The organism is Hymenobacter sp. BT730 (assembly GCF_030542105.1).
Lineage (GTDB): Bacteria > Bacteroidota > Bacteroidia > Cytophagales > Hymenobacteraceae > Hymenobacter.
In genome coordinates this window covers 347,445-359,695 of sequence record NZ_JAUOFB010000003.1, presented here as the reverse complement: position 1 = coordinate 359,695, position 12,251 = coordinate 347,445, and the positions used below count along the sequence as shown (strand labels likewise).

The 12,251-nt window shown below is 59.0% G+C and carries 8 protein-coding genes; 3 read left to right on the top strand and 5 right to left on the bottom strand.

Features of this window, described 5'->3' with window-relative positions; all coding sequences use genetic code 11:
- Positions 1-3: 3 nt before the first annotated feature.
- From Q4G72_RS11415 to Q4G72_RS11400, 4 genes are all read right to left on the bottom strand, one after another.
- A complete protein-coding gene (locus tag Q4G72_RS11415; protein WP_303311552.1) occupies positions 4-465 on the bottom strand; it encodes a thioredoxin family protein in 462 nt (153 codons plus the stop codon).
- A gap of 629 nt (positions 466-1,094) precedes the next feature.
- Complete coding sequence (locus tag Q4G72_RS11410; RefSeq protein WP_303311551.1) at positions 1,095-4,262, bottom strand: DUF8693 domain-containing protein; 3,168 nt, start codon at positions 4,260-4,262, stop codon at positions 1,095-1,097.
- Positions 4,263-4,746: 484 nt separating this feature from the next.
- Positions 4,747-6,858, bottom strand: coding sequence for a PAS domain-containing sensor histidine kinase (locus Q4G72_RS11405; RefSeq protein WP_303311550.1), 2,112 nt, complete (start codon positions 6,856-6,858; stop codon positions 4,747-4,749).
- A 65-nt stretch (positions 6,859-6,923) separates the two neighbouring features.
- Complete coding sequence (locus Q4G72_RS11400) at positions 6,924-7,988, bottom strand: chemotaxis protein CheB (protein WP_303311549.1); 1,065 nt, start codon at positions 7,986-7,988, stop codon at positions 6,924-6,926.
- 383 nt (positions 7,989-8,371) lie between these two features.
- On the opposite strand from Q4G72_RS11400, the gene Q4G72_RS11395 reads away from it, so the two are divergent.
- From Q4G72_RS11395 to Q4G72_RS11385, 3 genes are all read left to right on the top strand, one after another.
- Positions 8,372-10,174 carry a PAS domain-containing sensor histidine kinase gene (locus tag Q4G72_RS11395; RefSeq protein WP_303311548.1) on the top strand — a complete coding sequence of 601 codons (1,803 nt, stop codon included), beginning with the start codon at positions 8,372-8,374 and terminating at the stop codon, positions 10,172-10,174.
- A gap of 90 nt (positions 10,175-10,264) precedes the next feature.
- Complete coding sequence (locus tag Q4G72_RS11390) at positions 10,265-11,476, top strand: PAS domain-containing sensor histidine kinase (protein ID WP_303311547.1); 1,212 nt, start codon at positions 10,265-10,267, stop codon at positions 11,474-11,476.
- Positions 11,477-11,560: 84 nt separating this feature from the next.
- On the top strand, positions 11,561-11,983 hold the full coding sequence (locus Q4G72_RS11385; protein WP_303311546.1) for a response regulator: 423 nt from the start codon (positions 11,561-11,563) through the stop codon (positions 11,981-11,983).
- Here Q4G72_RS11385 and Q4G72_RS11380 read toward each other — a convergent pair.
- Positions 11,980-12,117 carry a hypothetical protein gene (locus tag Q4G72_RS11380; RefSeq protein ID WP_303311545.1) on the bottom strand — a complete coding sequence of 46 codons (138 nt, stop codon included), beginning with the start codon at positions 12,115-12,117 and terminating at the stop codon, positions 11,980-11,982. The genes Q4G72_RS11385 and Q4G72_RS11380 overlap by 4 nt on opposite strands.
- Between the last annotated feature and the right edge of the window lie 134 nt (positions 12,118-12,251).

Genomic DNA, 12,251 nt, shown 5'->3' with positions numbered 1-12,251 from the left:
GTATTAGTGTTTGGCCAGCAGTTGAGACAGGTAGGCGTCGTAGGCCTCCACACCGCCAGGGCGGTAGCCAGTTTTGGCTAGCACTTTGCCCTGTGGCGAAAGCAGAATCACCAATGGGAACGAGCCCTCCTTGTTAAGCTGGGCGGCGGCCTGCTCGTTGCGTTTGGTCTGATCAGCCGACAGTTTATTCTTCTTGCCGCGCGGAAAGTCGAATCGAGCAAGTATCAGGTTCTCCTGGGCATAGCGTTGAAACTCGGGCTGGTCGAACACTTCCTGCTTGAGCATAATACAGGGCTTGCACCAGTCGGAACCCGAAAACACGGCCAGGACAGGCTTGTTGGTGGCTTTCGCCTGTTGTAGGGCCTGAGTGAGGTCCGTATTCCAGGTGACGTTCTGCGCCGGAGTCTGTGCCTGTGCACTTACGACGGAAAGTAGCAGTAACAGGCAAAATGAGAGGAAACGCATGGCAAAAAGTTCTGGGTTAGATTAAAACCGGATTAAAACCACAAACCGTGCTACCTTACGCAGAAGGTCCCAGATGGATGGTTTACTTAGAAACTTTTTCGGGCCTGCCTTTCCAGGAGTATTAGAAATGGGGCCGAATGAGTCAGCTTTACGTTGCTGTTGTTGGCCCACTTAATTGTCGCCGTATCCGAAGCAACGGGCTTCACAGCTTTTATCACCGAGACGTACAGCTACCGGTGCAGGCGCGGAGCTTAGTGCTTCCTTCAGTGTAGCAGGTGTCGGCGTCAATCCTGCTGCCGTTGTTTACGGTGCGCTTCCAACACCCGCGCCGACAGGGAGGCTAGTAGTTCATTTACCTACTTATAACCCGGATTTGCATAGCGCGGATAAGGGCTTTTGCCTAAACGCATAAACCCGGAAACCAGCTTCTGTTGCCAGATATGCGGTTTTCCGGGTTTTAATTGTTGAGCCTCCTGCCAGGGCTCCTCTCTAATTATTTAAGGCAGTAACAATCAAATCTATTCCGGCCCCGGTACGGGCGTCCACGTGGTCATGAAGAAAGGCATATTGGAGTAAGTAATGCTCTCGTTTCAACACTACTTTAGGGATGGAACGAGGGCATTTGGTAACTACTCCACCTCCACGCGTTGGGACTGCACTGACTGAGCACTCGATATCCGCAGCGTATACACCCCACTCCGTTGCCCCCGAACAGGTATGCGCACGGGCGTCCCTGCCTGAGCGGCCGGCATCCGCCGGTCCAGCACCACCCGGCCAAAGATGTTCACCAACTGCACGCGTACCATTTCCCCTTCGGCGTACGCTTCCGGCAGCAGCACGTCCATTTCCTCCCGGGCGGGTTGCGGGTAAATACGCAGCGTCTCCGCCGTGGTGGAAGTAACCGCCAGGCTTTGCTTCTTCGGGGCCAGCTGCAGGGTGAAGCGCTGTTTCATGTTGTTGGTCGTGCTCTGGAAGGAATAGCTGGGCGCTGGCACTTGTCCTAGATTGATAGTCTTGGAGCTGACCTGGTCCACCAGTAACACATCCATGTTGGTGGGGATACGGCTTAGCGAAGCACTAATGGTGCAGGCCATGGCCTGGGGTATTTCCAGGCTCAGGGGCACCGATACCTTTTTCGTGCCCAGCGCGGGGAGCCCATTCACCGCCAGCAGCTCCGTCCCCGCCCACGAGCCGAAGATGGGACGAGAATTACTGGCCAGCAGGGGCGAAATAGCCTCCGTGGGAATTTTCCAGGCATCGGCTTTCGCCTCGGCCGTGGTGGTGGCCTGGCTGTCAAAGTACACCACGGTTTGGTCCGTAGCACCCGCGTTGGTGCGTACCGTCAACTGCACCACCGGCCGCGTATCGGAATTGGGGGCCGGCACGTAATCGGCCGCGCGCGGGAAGTCCGCCCGCCGGGCGGCGTCGGTGAAGTTAAAGGTGGTAGCCGCCCCGCCCACCGGGCCCACTACCCGCACCCAGAAGCCCTGCATCACATCTACCAGCGGATTGCCGATGCCATTGACGTAGTACCGGAAGGCCCCGGTGGCGTTATCGTACACGTACAGCGCCCGACCCAGGCTGGAGTTGGCCGGCAGGCTACTCACAATCACGCGCCAGTCCAGCAGCGAAGGGTAGGGGTTACTCAGCAATTGCCAGCCCCCCTCGGCCCGCATGCGGGTAAGCGCTGGGCTACTGATGGTACCCGTGTTCAGGGTACCCGTCAACTCAAACTTAGTGGCGTTGCTGATGCGTAGATTATAACCACTGCCTATCGTAAGCGAATTCGACAGGGCCGTAGGCGACTGCCACCCCCGCCAGAAGCCGCTCGTGGCCAGAGACTCCGCATACCGGAACACGGTAGGTACTGGGTTCAGCTTGGCTGTAGGAGATTTCAGAGAGTTAAAGGCCGGGTTTATCACCGGCGTATACTCCGGCGTCGCTAAGTCAGCTATGGTCGCGCCCACTACCGGGGAGCCCACCTGCAGGTATCGGTCCGTGCTGGCCACGGCATTGCTGACGAGCAGGGCAGAAGCCTTGGCCGCACTCAGCGTACTGCTGCTGGTGCCGCCCACGTACACCTGCACCGTCACGTCCCCGATAATCACCCCGTCGCCGGAGGGAATCACCATGGCCGTGCCGTTTTCATCCCCGCGCAGCACCAGGAACCCATTCGAAATCAGGTCGCCCTGCAGGGTCAAAACCTGCTGCACCTCTACAGGACCACTGAGCTCAATACCGGCCTCGCCCACCGTCAGCGTCGTCAGCTCCACCGTGCCGCCACTACCGCCCAGTACCTGGGGCGTATCACTGTCAAAGGCTAATTCACCTTCTCCATTTTGAGTGAGTGTCCCGCCATTATTCGTCAAGGAGCCGCTAATGGTGAGGCTACCTCCGGAAATTGTAAGGGTGCTGTTATTCAACGTTAAATCATGCACAAAGTAGGAGCCAGGGCCAATAACCGGGGAGTTCGTAGTTCCCTCAGGTATTACCGCATCACGGGTGGCAGTAGGCGTGCCATCTGTCCAATTGGCCGCATCATACCAGATGGTGGAGCTAGCGCCGGTCCAAACCGTGGGCCCGGGAGGAGGAGCTACTTGAGCATATTTTATCGTGGCGAATTCATCATTTGCCCTACCGCTAACAAATACATTATTGTTGGCATCCAGCGTAATGCACTTAGGCCGATTCCGGGATTGGGCTTGGTCGTCGTAGCGGGCTACCCACTGGATCTGGCCCGTTTGCCCATCATGTTTAACGGTTGCATAATCTTCTCTTCCGGAAGCCTTGGCCGAGTAGCCCGTCACGTACACGTTGCCAAGAGCATCTACCACCAAGTCGGAAGGTTGATCTGCGTTGGGTTGCGGGCCATAGTAGGTGGCGGCCCACAGCTGTTCGCCCGTAGCACCATTATATTTGAAGGTATCGAAGTTTGAGGTGTAGATGGTGCCGCCAATAATGAACACATTGCCCGCTGCGTCCACGGTAATGCCTCTTGTAAATTCACTACCGTGTGAGGGCGAATCAGCAATGGTAGCCCAGATCTGTTCACCAGTAGCACCATCATACTTAAGGATGGCGTAGTCACTGGTGGTGTTAAAAGACTCACCCAGAACCAGCACGTTGCCTACTGCGTCTACCGCGAGATAATGAGCATTGTCGTTGTTGTTCGAGTCCCCATTATAAATGGTATTCCAGATCTGGCTACCAGTAGCGCCATCATATTTAATGGTGGCAAAATCATTATTGGTTCCGTTGTTACTGAAGCCTGTCACGAATACATTGCCGTCTGCATCCACCACTAGCCCATTTGCCCCCTCGTCACTGTTAGCCGGACTGTTGTAGATGGTTGCCCAGCTTTGTGCTCCGCTTGTCCCATCGTACTTGAGGGTCGCAAAGTCGTAATCGTGACCATTATAGGAATAGCCGGCTATAAACACATTGCCTGCCGCATCAATGGCTATTCCCGATGCGCCGAAACTAATGTTTGCAGAACCCCTATAAAAAGTGGACCAAATCTGCGCTCCGGTCGCCCCGTTATATTTTACTACCAGACTTCCATTTAAAGTAGAACCTGCTACAAACACGTTTCCAGCCCCGTCGATGACGATATACTGCGCTGAAGCGGAACCGTTGTAAATGGAAGTCCATAGTGTGTCGCCTGTTGCACCATCGTATTTAATCGTAACAAATTCAGAACTATTGGTCTCATTATTATGCGCCCGCCCTGCTACAAAAACATTGCCCTCGCTATCGGCTTCAATGGCAGATGCCTCCGCCTGATCGTATGCAGGCATATTGTAGCGCGAAGCCCAAACCTGGGAAACGGGGCCGGTAGTGCTGGCTAGGGTTAGGGGTGCGGCGACTGGTGCTGCGGGTTCATCAGGAGGAAGATATCCGTGTTTGGTAGGCACTTTGGCGCCAAAATCTGAGTCCCTTTGCATAAGAACCGGTCGACGCAAAACGGGGGGGCTAAAAGTATTATTCTTAGAAGAACTACTGGATGATATTTTGGGCAGGATGCCTTGATGGGGTGATATTCGATTTTGCTGTGCTTGTGAAGTAGATACACACAGCATGCCTCCTGCCAGTAGCAGGGCGCGGGTAAAAAAATGTCCCATAAAAAGAGGGGGAAGTAGTACGCCTAACACCGCCCCGGCTACACCACCAGGGCCATCAACAACACATCTACAAGTCCGGAAAACGGCAAAACGGTGGGGAGCCTTCTAGCTCAGCGGCGAACTTAAGCGCGGCAATAGCGCGAGTAATTGATAAGGAGTATTAATCAGGGATTAAGTAAATATTAGCTTTCTTGAATAATAAAAGCAAGTCAACAAGACTATTATTTCTACCAGCCCCAATCCCTAACCTCCACCATTCCACTCCGCTTTTCAGTAGCCCCCAGCGCGGATAGTAAGGCAAAGCCTGCCGGGCTAATTCGGCACACGAAAGTGCTATGCAACTATACACATGCGCGTGCAAGCGCTGAAACAAGCCGAAGAGTTGCGCCTGCTGGGCCGCGCTTAGCCCCAGGCCGTTGTCTTCAACCTCCAGTACGCAGCCGCCGTTTTCCGTTCGGCTGCGTACCCCCACGCGCGGTGGCAGGCCGGGGCGCTGGTACTTGAGGGCGTTACTGAGCAGGTTGTAGACAATGCTGCGCAGGTTGCTTTCCGGGAAGGCCACCGCCGGGCACGCGGCCACGTCCACATCCACCTGCGCGCCGGCTGCGGTGATGGGCAGCGCCAGGTCCAGCAGTACATCCCGTACCACCTCTGCTAGGCTCACCGGGACAGTTGGAGCGCCCAGGGCGGGGGCTAGGCGGGTAATGGCGGCCAGGTGGCCCAAGGTACGCTGGAACCGCTCCATCGAATCCTGCATCAGCTCCAGAATACGTGCCGCCGGGCCCGCCTGGCATTCGCCCGGCAACTCTTCGCGCAAGGCCCTCAGCAGCCCTTCCAGGTTGGTAATAGGGTTTTGCAGGTCATGTGAGGCCGTGTAGACGAAGGTGTCCAGCTCACTGTTGGCGAACGTGAGGTGCTGGTTGCTGTCGCCCAACTGGTCATTGGCATTACCGAGTAGCACATTGGCGTCGCCCAACTGAGCGTTAGCGGCGTATAGCTTTTCGTTTACCGCCGCCAGCTGCTGGTTCAGGGCCAACATCTGCTGGCGGTTGTCGGCCAGTACCTGCCGGGCCAGCACTTGGGCCGTCACGTCGTAAGCGAAGACCAGGATGCCATCGATGTGCCCGGCCGCGTTGTGGGTGGCCTGGTAGATGTAGTTGAAATATCCCATCTGTAACTGGCCCGTGTTGGTGCGGTCCAGGGCGGCAGGTTCATCGGTGCCATGGTAGGTGGCACCTGTGTGGTACACGGCATCAAGCCGCTCCCCAAACAGCTGGCCCGCCAGTTCAGGCAGCGCCTTGCGAAAAGGCTGGCCCATCAGGGGGCGGTTCCCGAGCAGGTTTTGAAATGCCTCGTTAACCAGCTGAAAGCGGTGCTCCGGGCCGGAAAGAACGGCAATCAGGGCGGGGGCCTCGGCTACCAGCCGGTGCAGACGCAGGCGCTGAGCCTCCGCCTCACGCCGGGCCGCCTCAACTTCCTCCACGGCGCTGGACACGGTTTCTACCAGTCCATCGTTGGTAAGCATCAGCTCGTCGTTGAGCTGGCGCACCGCCGCCTCGGCCCGGCGCAGCTCCGCAGCCTGTAGGCGGACTCCCTCATTAGAGGCGCGTAGCTGCTCGTTGACGACCGACAGCCGCTCATTGGCCAGGGCCAGTTCCAGGTTGGTGACGCTCAACTCGTGGTTGCTCACGGTGAGCTCTTCGTTGGTCACGTCCAGCTCCTCATTGGTAATGGAGAGTTTCTCGTTGGCTACCGCCAGCTGGTGTCGGGTCCGGGCGGCATGCTCTTCGTGGGTCTCCACCCACTGGCGAGCCAGCACGTGAGCACTTACGTCGTAGGCAAACAGCAGCAGCCCCGTCACCGTGCCGGTGGCGTCCCGCACGGCCTGGCTAATGAACGTGAAATGCACGGGACGGTGCCTGGCGCGGCCGTGGTAAGCCACTTCCTGAAGGCCGTAACACGTGCGGCCGCTGGCAAATACCTCATCCAGCAAGCTAAAAAAGGGCTGACTGGCCAGCTCCGGCAAGGCCTCCCTAAGCGGCAGGCCCACCAGAGGCCGGCTGCCGAACAGCTCCCGAAACCGCTGATTGGTTACCGTGACCATGTGGTCGGGGCCGGCCAGGCTGGCCACGCAGGATGGTGAATCCTGTACCAGGGCCAGCAACTGGCGGGCACCGGCGCTGCTCGCCGTTTCCGGCTCGGGGCGTATTGGGGAACCTGCCGATGGATTGGGGTGGGTGTCAGGATTGGTAAACGACTCGGAATCAGGCATATTAGTAGAAACTACCTGTAAGGTACGCTTTTATTCCGCGGGCAGGCTGGCCATAGGTGCACCGGCTACCTCTGGTCTTTTGGCTGGAACTGCAGGTCGCCACTCAGCAACTCTTGCTTGAGAATGGAGTCGTGCACCACGCGGGCCTGGTGGCCGGTTTCGTCGGCTTTGCGAAAAAACTGCGCGGCTACGTCCGGCTGTTTTTCCTGCTCAAAGTGCTGCCCCAGGTTCAGCAACAGCAGCTTGGTTTCTTCCAACCCACGCATGGATTGGTAGAGCAGGCTTTCTACTGATTGCGTAACCTCGCTCAGTAGCGCGCTGATGGTGTAGGCGTGGCCCGTATGGCAGCGGTAGCGAATGAGCTTGCCCTCGATGAGCTGGGTGAGCGCGCCGTGGCAGTCAGGGCAGGTGAAGGGCGTAAGCTCGCCCTTTTCGATGATACCCAGCTCAAAGGCGTTGTTTTGCTTTGCAATGGTGAACTCAATTTTAAGCAGGTCCAACTGCGCGGCCGGCAGGCGCGTTTTGGCCGGGGCCGGCTCCAGGGTCAGGCGCACCAGCAGCGACCCGAGTTCAGCCAGGGGCACGATATGGTCTGCCTGAACAAATTGCAGCGCATTTTCCGGCATGGCCGGCTGTTGCGCATCATGCGGGTCCTGCACCACGGCCAGCCCGCCCATGCGCTGTACGCTCCAGAGGCCCGAGGTGCCATCGTCGAGGTAGCCGGTGAGCACCACGCCAATTACGCGGGGGCCATACATGTAGGCGGCCGAGCGAAACAGCGCGTCGATAGAGGGCCGGAAGCGGTTTTCCTTCGGGCCCCGGGTTACCAGCACCCGGTCGTTTTCTACCAGTAAATGGTGGTCGGGCATTGCCACATAAATCACCCCGGCCTCGATGATTTCTCCGTTCTCGGGGTGCTTTGCCGGCAGCGACCCCGCAGTGCTGAGCAGTTGCGGCAGGATGCTGGGCGAGTCGGGACCCACGTGTTGCACCACGAAAATAGGGGCCGGGAAGTCTGCTGGCAGGGTCTTTACCAAATCCAGCAGGGCCGTTACGCCGCCCGCCGAAGCACCAATCACCACAATATCCCGGCGGTGTTTCCGGTGGTCTTTTGTTCTGGAAATGGCCATGTTTGTTTCGGTTGGAGGCCAATTGGCTCCCGGTGAGGTTTAGTAGTGCCCAAAATCCCCGGTGACAATGCCGCTCGAAAACCCGCGAAGTGCATAGCCCTGTCTAGGCTCTGGCCCCTGAGGCATCCGTTGGGGTAGGGCTGTGCATCTTTTCTAGTATACGGACAAGGTCCCGCATACGGTCCGGCTTTTCTTCTTCCCCGTTCATTGTTCGGTTACCTCCGTATATCCCTATTGCCGGGTCCGCGTGGACGGCCGCCCGGCTTGCCTTCCGCCCCCGGAGGCTCCTCCACCGCCTCAGGGCGGCCGTCGGCCCTTTTCGCCCGCAGTCTTCGCCGCTGCTTTCCTGGCTCCTGTTTTCCCCTGGCGCATCCTGCGCCGCTATGTCAAATTCCTCCCTCGGGACTCCCACCCCCCTAAACGTTGCTCCTGACTCTCCCAAGCAGGTGCCGCAGAACCCTGAGCTGTCCGCTGTTAACGGCGTCCTGCAGACTACCAACCAGGAATTGCTCACCAGCAATGCCGACCTGCATGCGCACAACCAGCACCTGGAAGCCCAGGTGCTGGCATCAACCCGGTTTGCTAAGGCAGCCCAGGCCGAGGCGGACCATCAGCGGGCCAGCCTCGAACGCTTCCTGAGCCAGACCCGGGCCGCCGTGTGCATCCTGCGCGGGCCTACCCACCAGCTCGATTACGGCAACCCCGCCTTTCAGCAGCTTTTTTCAGACCACCCCATGCCCCTCGGCCGGTCCGTGGCCGACTGGCACCCCGAAGCCGTGGCCTTAGGCCTCGTGGCGCAGCTCGACGGCGTGTACCGCTCCGGCGTTTCGTACTTCGGTGTGGAGACGCCCCTGGCCCTGGTACCGCCCGTGGGGCAGGTGGCCCGCACCCAGTACTTCACGTTTTCCTGCGACGCCTACCAGGAGCAGGGCCACACTGTGGGTGTGTCCCTTTTCGCCTATGATGTAACCGAGGCAGTGCTGGCCCGGCGCCTCAACGAAACCCTGCAGGCCGACGCGCTGGCCGCTACCCAACGGCAGCTGGACGAGCGCGAAGCCTTTCACCAGGTGTTCGAGCAAACTCCCGCTCTGCTCACCCTGTTGCGGGGCCCCGAACACCGGTTTGAGTACTGCAATGCGGCCCAGGAACGAGTGTTTCCTGGACGCCAGCGCCGGGGTCGGCCCCTGGCAGAAGTGCTACCCGACGCCGCCACGCCGGCCTTCGTGGCCCTGCTCGACCGGGTGTACGCCACCGGCGAGCCGCAAGTAGGGGTCGAAGTGCCTGCCGACCTCGACCAGCCCGATGGCCTGCCCCCCAAACGCCATTACTTTAACTTCACTTACCACCGGTTCGAGGAAGCAAGCCAGCCGGCGGGTATCTCCGTGTTTGGTACCGACGTGACCGAGCAAGTGCTGGCCCGCCAGCAACTGGCCCAGGCCAACGCCGAGCTGACCGCCGCCAACATCCAGCTCACGCGCACCAACGCCGACCTCGACACCTTTGTCTACACCGCCAGCCACGACCTGAAGACCCCCATCAGCAACCTGGAAGGGTTGCTGATGGCGCTGAACCAGGAACTTCCCGCCACCGTCAAGCATTCCGACAATGTGCAGCCTCTGCTCGAGCGCATGCAACGCGCGGTAGGTCGCTTCCAGCTCACCATTGCCCAGCTCACCGACGTGTACCGGCTCCAGCGGGCCCAGGCTCAACCTGCTGAAACCGTGGACCTGGCCGCCCTCATCGCCGACATTCGCCTCGACCTGGCCCACTTGCTGGCTGCCACCGATGCCCGCCTCACCATCGACGTCACCACCTGCCCCAGCATTTCCTTTGCTCCCCAAAACCTGCGCAGCATTGTCTACAACCTGCTCAGCAACGCTCTCAAGTACCAGCGCCCCGGTTGCCCGCCCGTGGTGCACCTGCGCACTTATCGGACAGCCGCGACAATGGTCCTCGAGGTGCAGGACAATGGTCTAGGCCTCAATGAGGTCCAGCAGGCGCAACTCTTCGGCTTGTTTCAACGCCTCCACGACCACGTCGAGGGCTCGGGCATCGGGCTCTATATGGTCAAGCGCATGGTCGAAAACGCCGGCGGTACTATTGCCGTGAAGAGCGAGCTGGGAGTAGGCTCAACTTTCATCATTACGCTACCTGCCCTGGCACCGGGAGGAGTGCCCGTAGAATAAAAACTTCCTTTTTAGCTATTGTATATATTTGATAGTTAACCAATTCGTCGCATCCTTCCGGCCTGCGCATCTCCCATATTCCCTTTCCGCATGTCTTCCCCCCAATCCCCTTCTGCCCACGACCATTCCGCGGCAACAGAAATCCAGGCCCTGCGGGAGGAAAACCGCCAGCTCCGGGAAAATCAAGCAACTGCTACCCAGCACCAGGCGCACCACGACCGCTACGAGCAAAGCCAGGCCCGCTTCCGCACCGTTTTCGAAAACTCGCCCCTGGGGCAGAAAATCATTACGCCCGACCTGACCATCCGCCAGGTCAACCCGGCCGTGGTGGCCATGCTTGGCTTTACGGACCCCCAGGAGCTGATTGGCCGCAAAATCATGGAGTTTTCACACCCACAGTACAGCGCCGACTGGCAACACCTACAGGAGAAGTTGTGGAAGCACAAGACACCCCATTTCACGCTGGAAACCTGTATGATCCGGGCCGACGGCTCCAGCTTCTGGTGCCAGGTCACGTCTGTGCTATTTCCTGATGAGGGGGGGGAATTGGGCTACACTATCCTGGAAGACGTTTCCGAGCGCAAGGGCTTGGAAGCTTCCCTGAAACGGGTGTACGATGCGCAGGAAACCATTCTGCAACTGGCCACCCACGACATCAAGAACCCCATTGCCCAGATTGAGCTACTGGCCGACCTGCTCCAGCGGGAACTCATCAGCCGCAACGGGGAAGCGCCCCCACCGCCGGAAATGGTGCACTACCTGGACCTGATCCAGAAAGCGTGTACCCATGCCAGTACTTTGCTGCAGGATATTCTCTACGTCGGCGACCTGGACGAACACGGCCTGCAGAAGAACCCCACCGACCTGAATGCTTATCTGGCCCAGCAGCTGACGGTACACCGCCTGGCCGCTCAGGAGAAAGGGGTGGCCCTGGCCCTGGCCCTGCCCGACCAGCCTCGGTATGCCTCCATACATCCGGGGAAGTTCGGTCGGGTGCTGGACAATCTGCTCAGCAATGCCATTAAGTTCACACCGGCCGGGGGCAAAATTACCATCGGCCTGCTGGAAGAAGGCGGGAAGTCGCGCATCTCCATCCAGGACACTGGTATTGGCATCCCCGGCAAGCTGCACGCCAACCTCTTTGATAAATTCAACCCCACCCGCCGGGCCGGCCTGCAGGGCGAAACCACCACCGGGCTGGGCCTGTTCATTGCCCGGCAAATTGTAGAGCTGCACGGCGGACACATCTGGCTGCAAAGTCGCGAGCAGGAAGGTTCTACCTTCTTTATCGAACTTCCTTAGCTGGCCTTGCCTTATCTTTACGACGAGCAGGGTACGACCTTCTTGGTTTCCCCAACTGCATCTGCCGCCCAAGTCCCGCTTTTCATGCGCAAGCTTTCCAGTGTGCTGCTCGTCGACGACGACCCGCTCACCAATGACCTCAATGAACGCCTGCTCCAGCAGCTCGGCGTCGCCGACCAATACCTGGCCGCCACCGATGGCGTGGCCGCTTTTGCCGCCCTGGACCAACTCAGCCAACAGGCAAACCCAACCAGCCCGGTGCTGGTACTGCTCGACGTGAAAATGCCCGGCATGGACGGATTGGCCTTTGTCGAAGCGTACCAACAGTTGCCTCCGGCCCAGCAGCAGGCCGTGGTGATTGTCATGCATACCTCTTCCATGAGCTCCGTGGACTTGGGGCGCATTGAGGCCCTGCCCATTGCCGGCCTGGTCAGCAAGCCCCTCACCAAGGAGAAAGTCGATACGATTCTCAAACTGCACTATCAGCGCCAGTTCCCGGCCCGCTAGCCTCGGGCCCCACCAGTGATACGCTCCGCCTGCTGGCCTACTGCCGCCGCCAACTGGAAAAGCTCTATCGACTTGTTTGCCTCTGCCAAGGAGGAAGTCCAGGTCATATCCGGGAGCCGGAGCCAGTAGCTCATGCTAAGTGTTGACAGCCTCAACCGCCGGTTCGGCGGGGGCGCCGTACGTCCCGTCGCTAACCAGCCAGCCCCCTGGTAGGGAAAGCCCGGCATCGCAGCCCGGCGTATACCACTCGGTTAGAGGATTTGCTAAC